The sequence below is a fragment of the Streptomyces sp. NPDC003284 genome (assembly GCF_053589675.1).
Window position 1 is genome coordinate 67719 of record NZ_JBSFSI010000019.1, and the last position, 18839, is coordinate 86557.

Below are 18839 nucleotides of genomic sequence, written 5' to 3' on the forward strand. Positions count from 1 at the left end.
ACTTGAGAACAGCATCACTGGGACTTCAGGAACTTCTTTCAGCGGAAGGCTTCGATCGCATGGACGCGGTGGACAGGCAGCTCATCCAGGCCCTGAGGGAGAACGGCCGGGCCTCCTACGCCGAGCTGGGGCGCCTCGTCGGCCTGTCGGGACCGAGCGTCACCGACCGCATCAACCGGCTGGAGGCGGCCGGGGTCATCACCGGCTACCGGGCGACGGTGGACTCCGCCTCGCTCGGCCTGGGCGTGACCGCCCTGATCGGCATCTCCCTCTCGGACGCGGCCGACCACGAGGACGTGGCGCAGCGGCTGAAGGACCTGCCCGAGATCGAGGACTGCTGGTTCATCGCCGGTGACGACTCCTTCATGCTCAAGGTGCGCGCCACGGACGTCGACGGACTGGAGAGGATCATCCGCCGGCTGTCCGGCACCAAGGGCGTCTCCCGGACCCGTACGACCATCGTGCTGTCCACGAAGTGGGAGAACCGGGTGGGAGAGCTGCCCGAGGAGGTCTGACGGCCGGGGTGTCCGGTCCGGGCGTACGGTGTGCAGGAGTCGGTGGAGGAAGAGGAAGAGGTAGCAGAGGTATGGGTATGGACGTCGGGCTCAAGCGCGAGCTGGAGGAGAAGGTCCGCTCCGGCGAGCGGCTGACCCGCGAGGACGGCATCGCGCTGTACGAGTCGGACGACCTGGCCTGGCTCGGCGGGCTCGCGCACGAGGTGCGGACGCGGAAGAACGGCGACGTCGTCCACTTCAACGTCAACCGCCACCTCAACATGACGAACGTGTGCACCGCGTCCTGCGCCTACTGCTCCTTCCAGCGCAAGCCGGGCGAGAAGGACGCGTACACGATGCGCATCGAGGAGGCCGTCAAGCTCGCCAAGGGCATGGAGGCGGAGAACCTCACCGAGCTGCACATCGTCAACGGGCTGCACCCGAACCTGCCGTGGCGCTACTACCCGCGCTCGCTGCGCGAGCTGAAGGCGGCGCTGCCCGGGGTGTCGCTGAAGGCGTTCACGGCCACCGAGATCCACCACTTCGAGACGATCTCCGGACTGAGCGCGAGCGAGATCCTGGACGAGCTGATCGACGCCGGTCTGGAGTCGCTGACCGGCGGCGGCGCGGAGATCTTCGACTGGGAGGTCCGGCAGCACATCGTGGACCACCGCACCCACTGGGAGGACTGGTCCCGCATCCACCGGCTGGCGCACGAGAAGGGTCTGAAGACCCCGTGCACCATGCTCTACGGGCACATCGAGGAGCCCCGCCACCGGGTGGACCACGTGCTGCGGCTGCGCGAGCTCCAGGACGAGACCGGCGGTTTCCAGGTCTTCATCCCGCTGCGCTACCAGCACGACTTCGTGGACATGAAGGACGGCAAGGTCCGCAACCGCCTCCAGGCGCGGACCACGATGGCGACCGGCGCCGAGGCGCTGAAGACGTTCGCCGTCTCCCGGCTGCTGTTCGACAACGTGCCGCACGTGAAGGTGTTCTGGGTGATGCACGGCGTGCAGACCGCCCAGCTCGCCCTCCAGCACGGCGCGGACGACATGGACGGCTCGGTCGTCGAGTACAAGATCACGCACGACGCGGACAACTTCGGCACGCCGAACAAGCTGACCCGCGACGACCTGCTGGAGCTGATCCGCGACGCGGGCTTCCGCCCGGTCGAGCGCAACACGCGCTACGAGATCATCCGCGAGTACGACGGCCCGGACGCCGGGCGCCGCGAGTCGCCGCAGCCCATGCGGGTGTGACCGCCCGCGAGCGGTGAGCCGACCGCCGAGTCCTCGTATCCGCCCGGCAGGGCCGGTACGAGGGCTCGGCGGACCCATTCGTGGGCATTCGTGGGCATTCGTGGGCGCCCTGGGGCGGACGGCGGGCGAAGACGACCGAGGCGCCTGCTCCGCCGCGCCCTTCGCCCAGGCCTGCGCGGATCCGGCCGCGCCGCGCGACGCCGCGGCGCGCTCCCGGGGCTGCCCGCTGCACCGGGATGCCACCCGCACCGTGTTCGGGGCGGGATCGGCGCCGGCCGAGGCGGGCATCGCCCCCTGCGGGGTGACCCAGGTGCGCGGCACCCTCCTCGAACACGAGATCCACGGACGCCCCGGGCGCCCGGTGCCCCATCCCTCGGCGGTGCCCCGGGCCGCTGGGACGACGGCCCTTCCTCTCCCAGATGGTAATAGGTAGTCTTGCACTATGCCTCTTACCTTCACCCTGGATCCCTCCGTCGACCGCGCTCTGCGCGACGGCATTCTCGACCTCTGGGCGGACGTCACGGACGCGGGCGGCGCGGTCGGCTTCGTGGCGCCCGCCTCGCGGGAGGCGATCCGGCCGGAGCTGGTGAAGCAGTTCGTGGCGATGGCCGAGGGCCGGTCCCGGCTGCTGGTGGGGCGCGACGAGGCGGGCCGGGTCGCGGCGACGGCGTTCCTGACCCTCAACCGGGACGCCCTCTCCGCCCACTGGCTGTGGCTCTACACGGTGATGGTCCACCCCCGCCACCAGGGCAAGGGGTACGGCCGCGAGCTGCTGGCCGCCGCGGCGGACGCGGCCCGCGGGCTCGGGGGCATCGAGGCGCTCCGGCTCAGCTGCCGGGGCGGCCAGGGGCTGGAGCGGTTCTACGCCTCCTGCGGCTACAAGGAGGTCGGCCGGATCCCCGGCGCCACCCGGGTCGCGCCGGACGACGACCGCGATGAAGTGATCATGCTCATGCCGCTGACCTGAGGCTTCGTGCGCCCGCGCGACCCGCCTACGGGAACGGGCCCCCAGCGTGCTTCACTGGACGGTGCCCTTTGGCCTTGTTCGGAACGGAAGAGTGGTTTGGGATGCTCCGCTACACGCTGATGCGCCTCGGTATCTTCGCGGGCTGCCTCGTGGTCGCCTGGGGTCTCGTGTACGTCGGCATCGTGCCGAGCGGCCGCAACGGCTCCAACGGCCTGTGGATCCCTCTGCTCGCCCTGGTGCTCTCGGCGCCGATCAGCTTCGTCGTGCTGCGCAAGGAGCGTGACCGGGCCTCCGAGCAGGTCGTCGCGCGCGTCGACCGGATGAAGGCGAACATGCAGGCCAGCGCGCTCGAAGAGGAACTGGCCGGGGAAGAGGCGCGGGGCACCTCCAAGGCGTCCTGACCCTCCGGACCCGCCTGCGCGCCGGGGCCCCGCCCGGCCGACGGGTCGGCGGGCGGCCGGGCGAACCGTAGGCTTGCCGCCATGGGTGCCGTGAAGACCAAGCGGATGCCGCGCGCGGTTCGTGAACAGCAGATGCTCGACGCCGCCGTGCGCATCTTCGGCAGGCGTGGCTACCGGGCCGCCTCCATGGACGAGATCGCCGAACTGGCGGGCGTCTCCAAGCCGTTGGTCTATCTGTATCTGAACTCCAAGGACGACCTCTTCAGCGCCTGCATCCGCCGCGAGGCCGCCGCGCTGACCGCCGCCGTCCGGGCCGGTGCCCGCCTCGGTCTGCCCGCCGACCGGCAGCTCTGGGAGGGGCTGCGGGCCTTCTTCACGCACACCGCGCGGCACCCGGACGGCTGGGCGGTGCTGCACCTCCAGGCGCGTACCCACGGCGAGCCGTTCGCCGCCGAGACCGCCGCGATGCGCACGGAGATCGTCACCTTCGTCCAGCAGCTGATCGCCGAGGCGGCACGGGCCGCCGCCTGCGCCGGGGAGGCGGAGGGCGGCCCCGGCCGGCTGCCCGAGCACGAGGCCGCCGGACTCGCCGAGGCCCTGGTCGGCGCCGCCGAGTCGCTCGCCGCCTGGGCCAACACCACCCCGGGCGTCACGGCCCGCCAGGCCGCCACCACCCTGATGAACTTCGCCTGGGCGGGCCTCGGCAACCTCATGGAGGGCCGCCCCTGGACCCCGCCCGCGCCGGGGGCCTGACGCGGGCCCCCACGGGCGCGGGCCCCCACGGACGCGGGGCCCACCGGCGCGGGGCCGTGCTCGGCCGCCGTGCTCGGCCGCCGTGCTCGGCCGCCGTGCTCAGCCGCCCGGCGCCGCCACCTCGCCCACGAGATGCACCCGCCCCGCCGCCCCGTCCGGTGTCCCACCCGCTGCCCCGCCCGCCGCCCCCTCCGGCGCGCGCAGCGCGAAGCGGCCCCGGTCGTCGGCCGCGTACACCACCGTGCCCGGCAGGAGCACCGGCGCCCTGAACGCGGCCCGGACCGAGACGGCCTCGGGGACCCCGTGGGCGGCCAGGCAGCGCGCCACGGTCCACATGCCGTGGGCGATGGGCCGGGGGAAGCCGAACAGACGGGCGGTGAGCGGGTGCAGATGGATCGGGTTGCGGTCGCCGGAGGCGGCACCGTAGCGCCGTCCGAGATCGGCGGGCAGCCGCCACTCGGCCACGGCGGGCGGCGGGGCCGCCTCCGGAGCGGACCGGCCGGGCTCACCGGTGGTCCCGGCCGTGCGGTGGCGGGACAGATAGGTGCTGGTGGACTCCCACACCGCCGCGCCCCCGGCGCGCAGCGCGGTGACGACGACGGCCTCGGTGCCGCGCCGATGGGGCGTCAGGCCCGCGATGTGCACGGAGAGTTCGTACGCCTCGGTGGCGCGCAGGGCGGTGTGCCGGGTGAGGGCGATCGAGGTGTGCACAAGACCGAGCAGCGGCAGCGGGAAGCCGCCGCCGCTCATCAGGCGCATCGCGAGCGGGAAGCCGAGGACGTGCGGATAGGTGAGCGGCAGCGCGTCCGCGCCGCTCGGGAAGCCGCACACCCGCTCGTAGGCCGCCAGCCGGGCCAGGTCGGCGCGGGCGGACGGCAGCACGAGCCGGGTGCGCGGCACAGGCGCGTCGGACCGGGGCCGCCGGAAGGGGGAGCGCAGCGCGCCGCGCGCGAGCAGCGGGCCGAGGGCGGGGGCGCGGGTGAGGAGGACGGCGGGGCGCTCCTGCGGTGCGGGGCGCTCCTCGGGTGCGGTGCGGGCCATGGCGGCGTCACGCCCCCAGCAGGCTCTGCCCGCACACGCGGACGACCTGGCCGTTGACCGCGCCGGAGCCCGGGTGGGCGAGCCAGGCGGTGGTCTCGGCGACGTCGACGGGCAGACCGCCCTGGGCGAGGGAGTTCATCCGGCGGCCCGCCTCGCGGATGAACAGCGGGACGGCGGCGGTCATCTTCGTCTCGATGAAGCCGGGCGCGACCGCGTTCACCGTGACCCCGTGCCGCTCGCGCGCGTGCGGTGCGAGGGCGCGGACCAGTCCGGCGACGCCCGCCTTGGAGGCGCCGTAGTTGGTCTGGCCCGCGTTCCCGGCCAGGCCCGCGATGGAGGCGGTGGCCACGATCCGGCCGCCGGGGCGCAGGGTGCCGGCCGCGAGCAGCGCGTCGGTGGTGCGCAGCACGCTCGCCAGGTTGACGTCCAGGACCTGGCCCCAGCGTTCGGCGGACATGTTGACCAGGCGCCGGTCGCGGGTGATGCCCGCGTTGTGGATCAGTATGTCGAGGCCGTCGGGCAGCGCGGCGGCGATCCGCTCGCCCGCGTCGGCGGCGGTGATGTCCAGGGCGAGGGCGGTGCCGCCGAGGCGGCCGGCGACCGCGCGGGCGTCGGCCTCGGCGGCCGGGACGTCCAGGACGACGACCTCGGCGCCGTCCCGGGCGAGGGTCTCGGCGACGGCCGCGCCGATGCCGCGCGCGCCGCCGGTGACGAGGGCGGTGCGCCCGGCGAGCGGCTGCCCCGGTTCACCGGCGGTCCGCTCGTCGCGGGGGCCGCCCGCGTCCGGCCCGGCGACGTGGACCACCTGGCCGCTGACGTACGCCGACCTGGGGGAGAGCAGGAAGTCCAGGGTGGTCCCGGCGGCTCCGGCGTCGGTGAGCCGGACGAGGTTGACGGTCCGGCCCCGGCCGATCTCCTTGCCGAGCGAGCGGGTGAAGCCCTCCAGCGCCTGCTGGGCGGCGGCCTGGTGGTGGTCGTCCGGGTCGAGCGGGGCGCCGAGGACGACCACGCGCCCGCTCGCGGCGAGCGTGCGGACCACCGGGTGGAGGGCGACGTGCACCGCGCCGAGCCCGTCGACGTCCCGGACGCCGGTCGCGTCCAGGACCACGGCCGCCGGATCGCGGTCGCCGAGGGGCAGGCCGGTGCGGGCGAGCACCGGGCCCAGATCCAGCGCGGACGTCCCGGCCGTCAGGTGCAGCAGCGGGCCGTCGAGCGCGGGGTGCCCGGCTGACCAGCGGCGCAGCGGCGCGGGCTGGGGCAGCCCCAGACGCCGGGTCAGGAAGCGGCCGGGCGCGGTGCCGGTGAAGCGCAGATAACGGTCGGCCATGTGCCGTCTCCCACGGGTCGCAAGTGCTTACTGTGGAGTAAGGTTACCGGGGGTAATACTACGTCACGGGTGAGGAGCAGGTCGAGATGAGTCCTCTTCGGACCGAGTCGCGCGGCATCCGGCGGGTGGTGGTCGTCGGCGGTGCGCGCATCCCCTTCGCCCGCTCCGACGGCCCGTACGCCACCGCTTCCGACCAGGAGATGCTGACCGCCGCGCTGGACGGCCTCGTCGAGCGGTACGGGCTCCAGGAGCCGGGCGCGGTGGGCGAGTTCGTGGCCGGGGCGGTCCTCAAGCACAGCCGCGACTTCAACCTCGCCCGCGAGACCGTCCTCGGCTCGCGGCTGGATGCGCGCACCCCCGCCTACGACATCCAGCAGGCGTGCGGCACCGGCCTCCAGGCGGTGATCGCCGCCGCCAACAAGATCGCGCTGGGCCAGACCGAGTCGGCGGTCGCGGGCGGCGCGGACACGGCGAGCGACGCGCCGCTGGGCGTCAACGACGAGCTGCGCCGCATCCTGCTTGCCGCCCGCCGCGCCCGGACGACCGCCGCCCGGCTCAAGGCCCTCGCCGGGATACGGCCCCGCCACCTGGTGCCCGACATCCCGCGCAACGCCGAGCCGCGCACCGGCCTGTCCATGGGCGAGCACGCCGCCGTGACCGCCCGCGCCTGGGGCATCGGCCGCGCGGCGCAGGACGCGCTGGCGGCCGCCAGCCACCAGCGGCTCGCCGCCGCCTACGACCGGGGCTTCTTCGCGGATCTCGTGGTCCCCTTCCGCGGCCTGGAGCGCGACCAGAACCTGCGTCCCGGCTCCACGGTGGAGAAACTCGCCGCGCTCAAGCCGGTGTTCGGCCTGGACCGGCCCGGCGCGACGATGACCGCGGGCAACTCCACGCCCCTGACGGACGGCGCGGCCACGGTCCTGCTGGCGTCCGAGGAGTGGGCGCGCGCCCGCGGCCTGGAACCCCTCGCCCACCTGACGGCGTACGAGACGGCCGCCGTCGACTTCGTCCACGGTGATGTCGCCGAGGGCGAGGACGGGCTGCTGATGGCACCGGCGTACGCCGTCCCGCGCATGCTGGAGCGCGCCGGGCTCGGCATCGAGGACTTCGACCTGGTCGAGATCCACGAGGCGTTCGCCTCCCAGGTCCTGGCCACCCTGGCGGCCTGGGAGAAGCGCGGGCTGGCCCCGGTCGACCACGCCCGCCTCAACGTCGCCGGGTCCTCCCTCGCCACCGGGCACCCCTTCGCCGCGACCGGCGCCCGCATCGTGGCGACCCTGGCCCGTCTGCTCGCCGAGCGCGAGGGGCCCGCGCGCGGCCTGATCTCCGTCTGCGCGGCCGGCGGCCAGGGTGTGACGGCGATCCTGGAACGCGCCTGAGCCCCGGGCACCCGCCCGAGCGGGACCACTTGAGCCGAGCCACTTGCACAGACCCGCCTGAGCCGAACCGCCTGAGCCGAGCCACTTGAGCCGAACCGCCTGAGCCGAACCAGCCGCCTCGCCCGAGCCGCCGGGGCCGGACCCAGGAGCCGCCATGCCTCTCTCGTACGCCTCCTCCGCCTCCTCGCCGTGGCCGCCCGACGGCCCCGGACAGCGGCACGGGCCCGGACAGCGGCACGGGCCCGGCCCGGACGGCTACGTCCCGGCCGTCCGCAGCCCGTACGGCGGCGGGGGCCCGGGTATCCCCGATATCCCCGGCACTCCCGGCGACACCGGGTCCGTCGTGCCGCTGGTGCGGTGGGCGGACGGCGTCGTGCGCGAGGCGTACGTGCCGCCGCTGGTGGCCCGGGTGACCCACGGATCGCTCGCCGACCTGCCCTTCGAGAACGCCGCCGCCGACCCCGAGCGCCGCGTCCTCAGCCGCCGTACGGCGGACGGCGGCTGGCACGACGTCACGGCGCGCGGGTTCGCCGCCGAGGTGCGGGCGCTGGCCAAGGGGCTGATCGCGGAGGGCCTGGCGCCGGGCGACCGGATCGCGGTGCTGGCGCGCACGCGCTACGAGTGGACGCTGCTCGACTTCGCCGCCTGGGCCGCGGGGCTGGTCACCGTCCCCGTCTACCCGACCTCCTCCCTCTTCCAGATCCGCTGGATCCTGCACGACTCGGGCGCGGCGGCCCTGGTGACCGAGACGGCGGGGCAGGCCGCCGCCCTCGGCCCGGAGCGCGACCGGCTGCCGGGACTGCGCCATCTGTGGGTCCTCGACCACGGCCATCTGGACCGGCTGGCCGAACGGGGCGAGGCGTCCGTGCCGGACCAGGAGACCGACGTACGCCGGGGTGTCCTCGGCCCCGGCACACCGGCCACCCTCGTCTACACCTCGGGCACCACGGGCCGCCCCAAGGGCTGCGTGCTGACCCACGGCAACTTCCTCGCCGAGGTCGACAACGCGATCGAACTCCTCCACCCGGTCTTCCGGGGCGAGGACGGCCGGGACGGGGCGGCCAGGAGCGGCGCGGCCAGGAGCGAGGCGACCAGGAGCCAGGCCGAGGAGCCCTCCACACTCCTCTTCCTGCCGCTCTCCCATGTCTTCGGCCGCATGGTGGCCGTCGCCTGCGTCCGCGCCGGGGTGCGCCTGGGGCATGCGCCGAGCCTGGCCGCGCCCGATCTGCTGGCCGATCTGGCGAGTTTCCGGCCGACGTTCCTGCTGGCCATCCCGTACATGCTGGAGAAGATCCACCACACCGCGCGGGCGACGGCCGAGCGCGGCGGCCGGGCGGCGGTCTTCGACCGGGCGGCGGCGGTGGCGCGCCGCTGGGGCGAGGCGGCGGAGGCGCGCAGGCTCGGCACGGGGCCGGGGCCGAGCCGGTCCCTGCGGGCCGCGCGCGCCTGCTACGACCCGCTCGTCTACCGCCGCCTCCGCGCCGCCCTCGGCGGGCGGCTGCGGCACGTCATCTGCGGCGGCTCCCCGCTGGGCCGCCCGTTGGCCGCCTTCTTCACCGGGGCGGGCCTGGAGATCTACGAGGGCTACGGCCTGACCGAGACGACCGGCGCGGCCACGGTGACGCCGCCGCACCGGCCCCGCCTCGGCACGGTGGGGTGGCCGCTGCCCGGCACCGGGGTCCGGATCGCGGCGGACGGCGAGGTGCTGCTCGCCGGCGGGCAGGTGTTCCGGGGGTACTGGGACCCGAACGCCGGGGGAGTGGTCCCGGCGACCCGCGACGGCTGGTTCGCGACGGGGGACATCGGGCGCCTGGACGACGAGGGGTATCTGACCATCACCGGGCGCAAGAAGGAGATCCTGATCACCGCGGGCGGCAAGAACGTGGCCCCGGCGCCCCTGGAGAACTGGCTGCGCGCGCACCCGCTGATCTCCCAGTGCCTGGTGCTCGGCGACGGCCGCCCCTACGTCGCCGCGCTGATCACCCTCGACCCGGAGGGCATCACCCACTGGTGCCGGATGAACGGCCGGCATCCGGTGCCGCCCGAACTCCTCACGCACGACCCCGCCCTGACGGCCGTCCTCCAGCGCGCGGTCGACGAGGCCAACCGCCTCGTCTCCCGCCCCGAGTCCATCCGCCGCTTCACCGTCCTCCCCACCGACTTCACCCAGTCCGCCGGCCACCTCACCCCCACCCTGAAACTCCGCCGCCAGGCCGTCCTGCGCGACTTCGCCCACGAGGTGGAGGCGTTGTACGAGAGCTGACCGGCGGGCTACGGGACCGGGGAGGCGGGGCTACGGGGCCTGGGCGGCGTCCGGAGAGCCCGAACCGACCGGGGTGACCGGGCCGGGCTGCCTGTACGGAGCCTCCGGGTCGTGCGGGCCGTCCGGACCGTACGGCTCCTCCGGCGTGTCCGGGACCGCCGAAGGCCCAGGCGGCACGACGGGTACCGGCGGCACGGCCGGCGCCGGAGGCGCGAACGGCCGCGGCGGCCCAACGGGCCTGCGCGGCACCGGATCCGGCCCCGCCCCGGAGCCCGGCGCACCACCCGGGCCTCCCGCGCCCACTGCTCCCGCTCCCGCCGCGCCCGCACGCGGTGCCCTCGCACCCGGGACGCCTCCGCCCAGGACTCCCGCTCCCGCACCGGGCGTCGCCCCCGCCCCCGGTGCCCCCTCCAGCCCGCGGCAGCACTCCATCACCGTCTCCGCGAAAGCGCGGGCCAGCGGGGACAGGGCGTCCCAGCGGCGGACCGCCCAGCCGACGGTGAGGGGGCGGAGGGCGGGGACGGGGATGAGGCGGAGGGGGCTGGAGGGGGTGGTGTGGCCGGGGAGGGCGGGGACGACCGCGCGGCCCACGCCCAGCTCGGCGAGGAGGAACGCGGTGTCCCAGTCGGCGACGCTGGTGTCGGAGCCGAAGCGGACGCCCAGCTCGGCGCAGGCGGCGTCGAGGTGGGCGGCGGAGGTGGAGTTCGGCGGGAGCCGGATCAGCCGCAGCTCCCGCAGCTCGGCCGCGTCCACGGACGTACGGGCGGCCAGCGGATCCTCGGCGCGCAGCGCGAGCACCCACGGCAGGTCGAGGACACCGCGCTGCTCGATGCCGCGCACCGGCGCGCCCAGCGTGACCCAGGCGAGGTCCAGCTCGCCGCCGCCGAGCGCGTCGAAGCAGCCCCGGCTCGAACTCTCCGTGAAGAACTCCAGGTTGACCTTGGGATACCGGCGGCGGAAGGCGACGACCGCGTCCGCCATGAAGTGCCGTACGGTCGTCGCGCCGGTCGCGATCCGCACCGAGCCGGTCTCCCCCTCGGTGAGATCCCGCAGCCGCCGCAGCGCGCCGTCGAGACCGGCCAGCGACTCGGCCGCGGCCGTCCGCAGGATCCGTCCGGCCTCGGTGGGCGCGACCCCGCGCGGCTGGCGTTCCAGCAGGCTGACGCCGGCCTCCCGCTCCAGCCGTTTCACGTGCTGGCTCACTGCCGACTGGGTGCAGCCGAGGTCACGGGCCACGGCGCTGAGGTTGCCCGCCCGGCACACGGCGACGAACACCCGCAGATCATCGAGAGTCACGCGGACAAGCTAGCCCGGCAGAGGGCCAACACCCAAGGGATTGCTTGGAGATGGGCAGACATTCCCAGGATTGACTGGGCCCTGTCCGCGTACGACGATCTTTGCGGGGCCCAGGGCGGCAACCCGTCCCACCTCGCGGGGATCCGGACCCGAGGCGGGGTGCGGCGGGTGCCGACCCGCCCCGGGCGGAGCGCGCCGGGGCGGGAAAGAGCAGAAAAGGGCAGGAGCCCCGTCGCCGGATGGCGTGGGGCTCCTTGGGTACTGCAATCAGAACGGTTACTGCGCGCGCGACGCTCAGACCGGGGTGACGTTCTCCGCCTGCGGGCCCTTCGGGCCCTGGGTGACGTCGAAGGACACCTGCTGGTTCTCTTCGAGAGAGCGGAAACCGGTGGCGTTGATCGCGGAGTAGTGAACGAAGACGTCGGGGCCGCCGCCTTCCTGGGCAATGAAGCCAAAGCCCTTTTCGGCGTTGAACCACTTCACGGTTCCGGTAGCCATAAGCCCTCCTTGGGCTCAAAGGGTCGCCCTGCTCCAGAACCTGCAAATGTGAAAACGATATCGCCGCACAACTGCATACGTCTGAAAACGACCAGAGCCCGCGGTTACATGCTCCGCAGGCTCTGTACTGCAAGGGAAACCAAAACTGCAACTTGATGGCGAGCCTAGCATGCGGGCCCCCGAACGCAATAGAGGCCAAGATCACGTCACCCGGATGTTTGAAAGCTCTGGTCAGAGGTTGACACAGACGGACGCAAACGCCCGGTGGACGGCAGATGACGGCAGGGCCGACCGGGTGAACCGCCCCCCGGGCGGGCCCCCGCGCCCCGGCGGCCGAGGGGGCGGCGGCAGCACCCGGGCGACCAGGGTCTAGTCTCGCGATGTGGACAATTCTCGCACCCGGCCGCGTGTCGGCCACATCCAGTTCCTCAACTGCCTGCCCCTGTACTGGGGGCTCGCGAGAACGGGCACGCTCCTCGATTTCGATCTCCGCAAGGACACCCCGGACAAGCTCAGCGAGCAGCTCGTCCGCGGCGAGCTGGACATCGCCCCGATCACCCTCGTGGAGTTCCTCAGGAACGCGGACGATCTGCTGGCCTTTCCCGACATCGCCGTGGGCTGCGACGGCCCGGTGATGTCCTGTGTGATCGTCTCGCAGGTCCCGCTCGACCGGCTCGACGGCGCCCGGGTGGCGCTCGGCTCCACCTCCCGCACCTCGGTGCGCCTGGCCCAGCTGCTCCTGGCCGAGCGGTACGGCGTGCGCCCGGACTACTACACCTGCCCGCCCGACCTGAGCCTGATGATGCAGGAGGCGGACGCGGCGGTCCTCATCGGCGACGCGGCGCTGCGCGCCAACCTGCACGACGGCCCCCGCTACGGCCTCGACGTGCACGACCTCGGCCGGCTGTGGAAGGAGTGGACGGGCCTGCCGTTCGTCTTCGCCGTCTGGGCCGCGCGCCGCGACTACGCCGAGCGCGAGCCGCGCATCACCCGCAAGGTGCACGAGGCGTTCCTCGCCTCCCGCGACCTCTCCCTGGAGGAGGTCCACAAGGTCGCCGAGCAGGCGGCCCGCTGGGAGTCCTTCGACGAGCCGGTCCTGGAGAGCTACTTCACCACCCTCGACTTCAGCTTCGGCGCCCCGCAGCTCAAGGCGGTCGCGGAGTTCGCCCGCCGGGTCGGCCCCACGACGGGCTTCCCCGCGGACGTGAAGGTCGACCTGCTGGACCTCTGACATCCGGCCCCGCCCGCGACCCGGCTCCCGGCACTACTCTGCTGGCGAGGACCCTGCCGACAAGGCCGGAGTCCGGCACGCGGGGGCCACGGGTGCCACGTGGGCCACGGGGACACGGGGGAGGGGACCGCCATGCAGCCGCTCGCACACGACGAGCCCGCTGCCGTGGGGCCCTACCGGCTGCTCGGCCGGCTGGGCTCCGGTGGCATGGGCCGCGTCTATCTGGGCCGCAGTCCCGGCGGCCGCACGGTCGCGGTGAAGATCGTGCACCCGCACTTCGCGCTCGACGAGGAGTTCCGCGCCCGCTTCCGGCGCGAGGTCTCCGCCGCGCGCCGGGTCGGCGGCGCCTGGACCGCGCCCGTCCTGGACGCCGACCCCGAGGCGGCCGTGCCCTGGGTGGCCACCGCCTACGCGGCCGGACCCTCCCTGGCCGCCGCCGTCGCGCACGGCGGCCCGCTGCCCGCCCACACCGCGCGGGTGCTGGCCGCGGGCCTCGCGGAGGCGCTGGCCGCGGTGCACGATCTGGGCCTGGTGCACCGGGACGTCAAGCCGTCCAACGTGCTGCTCACCCTCGACGGCCCGGTGCTGATCGACTTCGGCATCGCCCGCGCCACCGACGGCACCGCCTCCCTGACCTCCACCGGCGTCTCCATCGGGTCACCCGGCTACATGGCGCCCGAGCAGATCCTCGGCAAGGCCGTCACCGGCGCGGCGGACGTCTTCTCGCTGGGCGCGGTCCTCGCGTACGGCGCGATGGGCGCGTCCCCGTTCCCGGGGGACTCCTCGGCGGCGCTGCTCTACAAGGTCGTCCACGAGGAACCCGAGCTGGACGCCCTGGCCGACGCGGACCTGCGCGAGCTGGCCCGCGCCTGCCTCGCCAAGGACCCCGCCGCCCGGCCCGCGCCCGGCGAGATCGCCCGCCGCCTCGCCCCCGGGGGCGCGGCCCGCCTCGTCGCCGGGGGCTGGCTCCCCGGCCCCCTGGTCGAACAGGTCAGCCGTGGCGCCGTACACCTGCTGAACCTGGAGCCCGCCCCGGACCGGCCCTCGGGCCCGATCGCCTTCACGGCGCCCGCGTACGCCTCCGAGGGCCCCGCGCCCGGAACGGTCACCGCGCCGCCCGTGTCCGCGTCCTCCGTCCCCCCGGCGCCTGAACCCCCGGCCGTCACCGGGGTGTTCGGCCCGCCGCCCGTGATGCCGGGCGTCCGCCCCGGCACCCCGCCCGCCGTCCCCGCGCCCCGTGACGGCGTCCCGCCGCTCCCGGAGGGCGGGACGCCGGACGGCCCGGCCCGCCCCGGCCGGTTCTCCGTCAGCGTGGCGGCCGGGACCGGACCCGGCGGCGGCGGTCGCGGGCGGAAGCTGAGTTGCAGTGTGGTGCTGGCGGTCGCCGGGGCGCTGGCCGTGGCGACGACCACCGGGGTGCTGGTGCTGGACCAGTTCCGCGGCGGCCACAAGGGCGACAGCGCCGGAAGCGCCGCCACCCCGACCCCCGGCCGTACGCCCGCGCCCGCCTCCGGCGCCGTGCCCGAGGTCTACGTCGGCACCTGGCGCGGCACCGGCACGGTCAGCGCCCTCGGCCAGGACCTCCCCGGCGGCACCTTCACGGTCGTGATCCAGCGGGCCGATTCCGCGAAGGTGATCGGCTCGGTCACCCAGACCGACCCCCTCGGCGGCGGCTGCGTCGACGTCCTCACCCTCAAGTCGGTCACCGCCAGGGAACTCGTGGCCACCGGCCGCGGCAAGGCAGGCAACCCCTCGCACTGCGTCCCCGACGCCCACGAGGTCCGCCTGAGCCCGGACGGCACCGACGCGCTGCGCTTCCGGTCCGTCGACCCGCAGGCGGGCAACCCCAAGGCGCGTCTTGAACGGGTGGACTGACGCGGCCGTACGGCCTGGCGTCGGCCCGCGGACGGCGCTGGCGTAGGCTGTTTCGGTCCGTCCGATCCACAATCCTCACGAATCCTCAAGCTCCTCAGCTCCTCTGCGAAAGGGACGCCGGTGACCGAGAAGGCCGACCTTCAGTCCGTCCTCGACCGTGCCGCCGCGGGCGGACGGATCACCCCGGAGGAAGCGCTCTCCCTCTACCGGGACGCGCCGCTGCACGCGCTGGGCTCCGCCGCCGACGCCGTGCGCCGCCGCAGGTACGCCGGTACGGAGCACATCGCGACGTACATCATCGAGCGGAACATCAACTACACGAACGTGTGCGTCACGGCGTGCAAGTTCTGCGCCTTCTACGCGGCTCCCAAGGACACCGCCAAGGGCTGGACCCGCGACCTCGACGACATCCTGCGCCGCTGCGCGGAGACCGTCGAGCTGGGCGGCACGCAGATCATGTTCCAGGGCGGCCACCACCCGGACTACGGCGTCGAGTACTACGAGAAGCACTTCGCGGCCATCAAGCGGGAGTTCCCGCAGCTCGTCATCCACAGCCTGGGGGCGAGCGAGGTCGAGCACATGGCCCGTATCAGCAAGGTCTCCGTGGAGGAGGCGATCACCCGCATCCACGAGGCCGGTCTCGACTCCTTCGCGGGCGCCGGCGCCGAACTGCTCCCCGAGCGCCCCCGCAAGGCCATCGCGCCGCTCAAGGAGTCCGGCGAGCGCTGGCTGGAGATCATGGAGACCGCGCACCGCCTGGGCGTGGAGTCCACCTCCACCATGCTGATGGGCACCGGCGAGACCAACGCCGAGCGCATCGAGCACCTGCGGATGATCCGGGACGTGCAGGACCGCACCGGCGGCTTCCGCGCCTTCATCCCGTACACCTACCAGCCCGAGAACAACCACCTGAAGGGCCGTACGCAGGCCACGCTCTTCGAGTACCTGCGGATGATCGCCATCGCCCGGCTGTTCCTGGACAACGTCATGCACATCCAGGGGTCCTGGCTGACCACCGGCAAGGACGTCGGCCAGCTCACCCTGCACTACGGCGCCGACGACCTCGGCTCGATCATGCTGGAGGAGAACGTCGTCTCCTCCGCCGGTGCCAAGCACCGCTCCAACCGCATGGAGATCATCGAGCTGATCCGCCGGGCCGGCCGGGTGCCCGCGCAGCGCGCGACGACCTACGAGCACCTGGTCGTGCACGACGACCCGGCGAACGACCCCGTCGACGACCGCGTGATGTCCCACATCTCCTCCACGGCCCTCGCGGGCGGCACCGCCCACCCGGAGCTGAAGCTGCTCGCCGCCGACTGATGCTCACCCTCCACCGCTCGTCGGCGGACGCGTCCCGCTGCGTCGCGGTCGACGGCGCCCGGATCGCGGCCCTCGGCCCGTACGAGGAGCTGCGCGCCGCGTACGGCGAGCGGGCCCGCGTCCGCGAGTGGGCCGGGACGCCCGTCCCCGGCCGGTACGAACCGGACGCGGCGCGCCTCCTGGAGACGCTGTACTGGCCCGACCCGCGCGAGGCGGACGAACTGGGCACCGAGCCGCTGCCCGTGGGCCCCGAGGGCATGCCCGACCCCCGCTGGGGCGCGAGCGCCCGGCGCGGGCTCCAGCGGATGCTGGCGCGCGGGGTGACGGCGGTGGCGGGACCGTTCACGCGGGCGCCGGTACGGACGGCGGTGCAGCGGTCCGGGATCCTCGTCGGCTCCGCCGCCCCGGCCCTGGCTCCCGGCGCCCGTGCGGACTTCGCCGTCCTCGGGGCGGACGGGGACTGCCTGGCGACCGTCGTGGGCGGCCGTCTCGTCCACCGGCGGGCATAAATACGATTTCGGTTGTTGACCCTACGGATCAGCGACAGCGCGCTTACTCTCGGCAACGGAGCGAGAGGAGCGGATGCCGCATGGCGAACGTCAAACAACTGGACCCCAGCGCGTCGCCGTTGGACTACTACGGCGCCGAGCTGCGCCGCCTGCGCGAGGCGGCGAAGATGACCCTGAACGAACTCGGCGAGTCGATCTTCTGCACGGGTTCGCTGGTAGGCCAGGTCGAAACGGCCCTGAAGGTGCCGACACGGGACTTCTCGGCACGGGTGGATGCCGCGTTCAACACGGACGGCATGTTCTCGCGGCTGGTGAGCTTGGTGCTGCGCAACCAGTTGCCCACATGGTTCCAACCGTTCGCGGAGATGGAAGCGAAGGCGACATACATCTCCACGTACCAGGCGCAACTGGTGTACGGGCTTTTGCAGACATCTGGGTACGCCCGCGCTGTGCTGGAAACCGGCGATGCGAAACGCGTCGAGGAACTGCTTGCCGGACGCATGGAGCGGCAGCGGATCCTGGAGGCCGGCAGACCGCCCTTGGCGCTGGTGGTTCTGGACGAAGCCGTGCTGCATCGCCCCATCGGGGGCGCCGAGGTCATGCGAGAGCAACTGGCCCACCTCCTGGAGTACGCGGAACGCCCCTGGGTGCAGATCCAGGTGCTGCCCAACTCCGTCGGTCAACACGCGAGTCTGGCTGGATCGTTCACCGCGTTGAGGTTCACCAACGACCACGAACTCGTGTACACCGAGGACCTCATCTCCGGGCACATGACCGCCGATGCGGATACCGTTCGCGAAGGCGCCCGCCGTTACGCTAGCTTGCAGGCCGCTGCCCTCTCCGAGGAGGATTCAGCGAAGCTGATCAAGCGCGTGATGGAGGAACAGTATGGGCTCGGATCTGAACCTGTCGGCGATCCGGTGGCGTAAGTCCTCCTACAGCGGTAACACCGGCGGTGAGTGCGTCGAATACGCGCACCTCACCGCCCACATCGCCCTGCGCGACAGCAAGAACCCGGCCGGAGGGCACCTCGCCGTGGCGCCGGAGGTGTTCTCCCGGTTCGTGGGGGCCGCTGCGCGGGGCGAGCTGTAGGTCCCGTGCGGGCGGCTGCAACAATGGCCGGGTGACCCGCGCATCCCTGGAGAAGCAGCCGCACGAAGTCGCCTCGATGTTCGACGACGTGGCGGAACGGTACGACCTGACCAACGACGTGCTGTCCCTGGGACAGGACCGGCGCTGGCGCAAGGAGGTCGCACGGGCCGTCGACGCGCGCCCGGCGCAGAAGATCCTGGACCTCGCCGCCGGTACGGCCACCTCCTCGCTGCCCTTCACCCGCGCCGGCGCCTACGTCGTCCCGTGCGACTTCTCGCTGGGCATGCTCCAGGTGGGCAAGCAGCGGCACAGCTGGATGCCGTTCACCGCGGGGGACGCGACCCGGCTGCCGTTCAAGGACGACACGTTCGACGCGGTGACGATCTCCTTCGGGCTGCGCAACGTCCAGGACTTCGACGCGGCGCTGCGCGAGATGCACCGCGTGACCCGCCCCGGCGGACGCGTGGTGATCTGCGAGTTCTCGCACCCGACCTGGGCGCCCTTGCGGACGCTCTACACCGAGTACCTGATGCGGGCGCTGCCGCCGGTCGCGCGCGCGGTGTCGTCCAGCCCGGACGCGTACGTCTATCTCGCCGAGTCGATCCGGGCCTGGCCCGACCAGCCCGCGCTGGCCGGACGGCTGCGCGAGGCGGGCTGGTCGAAGGTGGCCTGGCGCAACCTCACCGGCGGGATCGTGACACTGCACCGCGGTTTCAAGGACTGAGCCCGGCGACGGCGCAGGGGTCGCCGGAGCCGTCCGGTCCGTCCGGGTCGCCCGGCTCGTCCAGGGCGCGGCGCGCGCCGCCCGGCGGCGGCTCGGGCACGCGCGGCTCGCGTACCCCGCCGCCGCCCTCGCCCGGCCCGAAGTCGAACCACACGTACACCCGCGCGTCGCGGGGCAGTTCCGCGCCGGGCTGCGGGTACTGGCGTACGACGTGGTCGACGGCGGGGCGCGGGAAGTCGGGACGGTCGGGCGCGACCAGGAGCAGGCCGCGGGCCCGCGCGGTCTCGTGCGCGTCGACGGCCATCAGACCGACCAGGCGCGGCACGCGCACTTGTGGTGACTTGGGAGTCGGGTACACGGCGTCACCCCCCAGCGATACCGGCAGCGTAACCGCCGGACACCGCGGC

The 18839-nt window shown here is 73.8% G+C and carries 18 protein-coding genes and 1 pseudogene; 14 read left to right on the forward strand and 5 right to left on the reverse strand.

From position 1 onward, the window contains the following. Window positions 1-59: 59 nt before the first annotated feature. The 5 genes from ACWDYF_RS30370 to ACWDYF_RS30390 all read left to right on the forward strand — a co-directional run bounded on the left by ACWDYF_RS30370 (window position 60) and on the right by ACWDYF_RS30390 (window position 3877). Window positions 60-515 carry an Lrp/AsnC family transcriptional regulator gene (locus ACWDYF_RS30370; RefSeq protein ID WP_037861223.1) on the forward strand — a complete coding sequence of 152 codons (456 nt, stop codon included), beginning with the start codon at window positions 60-62 and terminating at the stop codon, window positions 513-515. A gap of 77 nt (window positions 516-592) precedes the next feature. Next, window positions 593-1756: an aminofutalosine synthase MqnE gene (gene mqnE, locus ACWDYF_RS30375; protein ID WP_018568247.1), complete on the forward strand. Its 1164-nt coding sequence runs from the start codon at window positions 593-595 to the stop codon at window positions 1754-1756. Between the two features lie 442 nt (window positions 1757-2198). Further along, window positions 2199-2723: a GNAT family N-acetyltransferase gene (locus tag ACWDYF_RS30380; protein WP_037887603.1), complete on the forward strand. Its 525-nt coding sequence runs from the start codon at window positions 2199-2201 to the stop codon at window positions 2721-2723. 101 nt (window positions 2724-2824) lie between these two features. Beyond that, the gene (locus ACWDYF_RS30385; protein ID WP_018568249.1) at window positions 2825-3124 is read left to right on the forward strand and encodes a DUF4229 domain-containing protein; all 300 of its coding nucleotides are present in this window, start codon (window positions 2825-2827) and stop codon (window positions 3122-3124) included. A gap of 81 nt (window positions 3125-3205) precedes the next feature. After that, window positions 3206-3877: a TetR/AcrR family transcriptional regulator gene (locus ACWDYF_RS30390; protein ID WP_018568250.1), complete on the forward strand. Its 672-nt coding sequence runs from the start codon at window positions 3206-3208 to the stop codon at window positions 3875-3877. A 99-nt stretch (window positions 3878-3976) separates the two neighbouring features. Here the strand turns inward: ACWDYF_RS30390 and ACWDYF_RS30395 are convergent, their stop codons facing one another. Both ACWDYF_RS30395 and ACWDYF_RS30400 read right to left on the reverse strand, forming a co-directional pair. Then, window positions 3977-4918, reverse strand: coding sequence for a MaoC family dehydratase (locus tag ACWDYF_RS30395; protein WP_389470837.1), 942 nt, complete (start codon window positions 4916-4918; stop codon window positions 3977-3979). 7 nt (window positions 4919-4925) lie between these two features. After that, window positions 4926-6245, reverse strand: a complete 1320-nt coding sequence (locus tag ACWDYF_RS30400) for a 3-oxoacyl-ACP reductase (protein WP_389470835.1) — start codon at window positions 6243-6245, stop codon at window positions 4926-4928. Between the two features lie 86 nt (window positions 6246-6331). On the opposite strand from ACWDYF_RS30400, the gene ACWDYF_RS30405 reads away from it, so the two are divergent. After that, window positions 6332-7624, forward strand: a complete 1293-nt coding sequence (locus ACWDYF_RS30405) for an acetyl-CoA C-acetyltransferase (RefSeq protein ID WP_389470833.1) — start codon at window positions 6332-6334, stop codon at window positions 7622-7624. Window positions 7625-7778: 154 nt separating this feature from the next. Then, a complete protein-coding gene (locus tag ACWDYF_RS30410) occupies window positions 7779-9887 on the forward strand; it encodes an AMP-dependent synthetase/ligase (RefSeq protein WP_389470830.1) in 2109 nt (702 codons plus the stop codon). A gap of 420 nt (window positions 9888-10307) precedes the next feature. Here ACWDYF_RS30410 and ACWDYF_RS30415 read toward each other — a convergent pair. Further along, a pseudogene (locus ACWDYF_RS30415) lies at window positions 10308-11183 on the reverse strand (LysR family transcriptional regulator); the annotation flags it as partial. Between the two features lie 294 nt (window positions 11184-11477). Beyond that, the gene (locus ACWDYF_RS30420) at window positions 11478-11681 is read right to left on the reverse strand and encodes a cold-shock protein (protein ID WP_004984723.1); all 204 of its coding nucleotides are present in this window, start codon (window positions 11679-11681) and stop codon (window positions 11478-11480) included. A gap of 382 nt (window positions 11682-12063) precedes the next feature. Here ACWDYF_RS30420 and ACWDYF_RS30425 point away from each other — a divergent pair, with 382 nt between their 5' ends. The 7 genes from ACWDYF_RS30425 (at window position 12064) to ACWDYF_RS30455 (ending at window position 18432) form a co-directional block, all read left to right on the forward strand. Continuing rightward, window positions 12064-12912 carry a menaquinone biosynthetic enzyme MqnA/MqnD family protein gene (locus tag ACWDYF_RS30425; RefSeq protein WP_381736783.1) on the forward strand — a complete coding sequence of 283 codons (849 nt, stop codon included), beginning with the start codon at window positions 12064-12066 and terminating at the stop codon, window positions 12910-12912. A 132-nt stretch (window positions 12913-13044) separates the two neighbouring features. After that, window positions 13045-14787 (forward strand): protein kinase domain-containing protein, encoded by a 1743-nt coding sequence (locus tag ACWDYF_RS30430; RefSeq protein ID WP_389470825.1) that lies wholly within the window; start codon window positions 13045-13047, stop codon window positions 14785-14787. Between the two features lie 120 nt (window positions 14788-14907). Next, window positions 14908-16107, forward strand: a complete 1200-nt coding sequence (mqnC, locus tag ACWDYF_RS30435; RefSeq protein WP_381736781.1) for a cyclic dehypoxanthinyl futalosine synthase — start codon at window positions 14908-14910, stop codon at window positions 16105-16107. Further along, window positions 16107-16616, forward strand: coding sequence for an imidazolonepropionase-like domain-containing protein (locus ACWDYF_RS30440; protein WP_389470822.1), 510 nt, complete (start codon window positions 16107-16109; stop codon window positions 16614-16616). Before mqnC ends, ACWDYF_RS30440 begins: the two co-directional genes overlap by 1 nt. A gap of 80 nt (window positions 16617-16696) precedes the next feature. After that, window positions 16697-17545, forward strand: coding sequence for a helix-turn-helix domain-containing protein (locus ACWDYF_RS30445; protein WP_389470820.1), 849 nt, complete (start codon window positions 16697-16699; stop codon window positions 17543-17545). Further along, window positions 17505-17708 carry a DUF397 domain-containing protein gene (locus ACWDYF_RS30450; RefSeq protein ID WP_389470817.1) on the forward strand — a complete coding sequence of 68 codons (204 nt, stop codon included), beginning with the start codon at window positions 17505-17507 and terminating at the stop codon, window positions 17706-17708. The genes ACWDYF_RS30445 and ACWDYF_RS30450 overlap by 41 nt, the downstream gene beginning before the upstream one ends. A 31-nt stretch (window positions 17709-17739) precedes the next feature. Then, window positions 17740-18432 carry a demethylmenaquinone methyltransferase gene (locus tag ACWDYF_RS30455; RefSeq protein ID WP_389470813.1) on the forward strand — a complete coding sequence of 231 codons (693 nt, stop codon included), beginning with the start codon at window positions 17740-17742 and terminating at the stop codon, window positions 18430-18432. Here the strand turns inward: ACWDYF_RS30455 and ACWDYF_RS30460 are convergent. Then, on the reverse strand, window positions 18422-18763 hold the full coding sequence (locus tag ACWDYF_RS30460) for a PASTA domain-containing protein (RefSeq protein ID WP_381736856.1): 342 nt from the start codon (window positions 18761-18763) through the stop codon (window positions 18422-18424). The genes ACWDYF_RS30455 and ACWDYF_RS30460 overlap by 11 nt on opposite strands. Between the last annotated feature and the right edge of the window lie 76 nt (window positions 18764-18839).

Coding starts and splice junctions, on each gene's coding strand:
- ACWDYF_RS30370 (WP_037861223.1), top strand. CDS start 60: ATGGACGCGGTGGACAGGCAGCTCATCCAGGCCCTGAGGGAGAACGGC.
- mqnE (WP_018568247.1), top strand. CDS start 593: ATGGACGTCGGGCTCAAGCGCGAGCTGGAGGAGAAGGTCCGCTCCGGC.
- ACWDYF_RS30380 (WP_037887603.1), top strand. CDS start 2,199: ATGCCTCTTACCTTCACCCTGGATCCCTCCGTCGACCGCGCTCTGCGC.
- ACWDYF_RS30385 (WP_018568249.1), top strand. CDS start 2,825: ATGCTCCGCTACACGCTGATGCGCCTCGGTATCTTCGCGGGCTGCCTC.
- ACWDYF_RS30390 (WP_018568250.1), top strand. CDS start 3,206: ATGGGTGCCGTGAAGACCAAGCGGATGCCGCGCGCGGTTCGTGAACAG.
- ACWDYF_RS30395 (WP_389470837.1), bottom strand. CDS start 4,918: ATGGCCCGCACCGCACCCGAGGAGCGCCCCGCACCGCAGGAGCGCCCC.
- ACWDYF_RS30400 (WP_389470835.1), bottom strand. CDS start 6,245: ATGGCCGACCGTTATCTGCGCTTCACCGGCACCGCGCCCGGCCGCTTC.
- ACWDYF_RS30405 (WP_389470833.1), top strand. CDS start 6,332: ATGAGTCCTCTTCGGACCGAGTCGCGCGGCATCCGGCGGGTGGTGGTC.
- ACWDYF_RS30410 (WP_389470830.1), top strand. CDS start 7,779: ATGCCTCTCTCGTACGCCTCCTCCGCCTCCTCGCCGTGGCCGCCCGAC.
- ACWDYF_RS30420 (WP_004984723.1), bottom strand. CDS start 11,681: ATGGCTACCGGAACCGTGAAGTGGTTCAACGCCGAAAAGGGCTTTGGC.
- ACWDYF_RS30430 (WP_389470825.1), top strand. CDS start 13,045: ATGCAGCCGCTCGCACACGACGAGCCCGCTGCCGTGGGGCCCTACCGG.
- ACWDYF_RS30440 (WP_389470822.1), top strand. CDS start 16,107: ATGCTCACCCTCCACCGCTCGTCGGCGGACGCGTCCCGCTGCGTCGCG.
- ACWDYF_RS30445 (WP_389470820.1), top strand. CDS start 16,697: ATGGCGAACGTCAAACAACTGGACCCCAGCGCGTCGCCGTTGGACTAC.
- ACWDYF_RS30450 (WP_389470817.1), top strand. CDS start 17,505: ATGGGCTCGGATCTGAACCTGTCGGCGATCCGGTGGCGTAAGTCCTCC.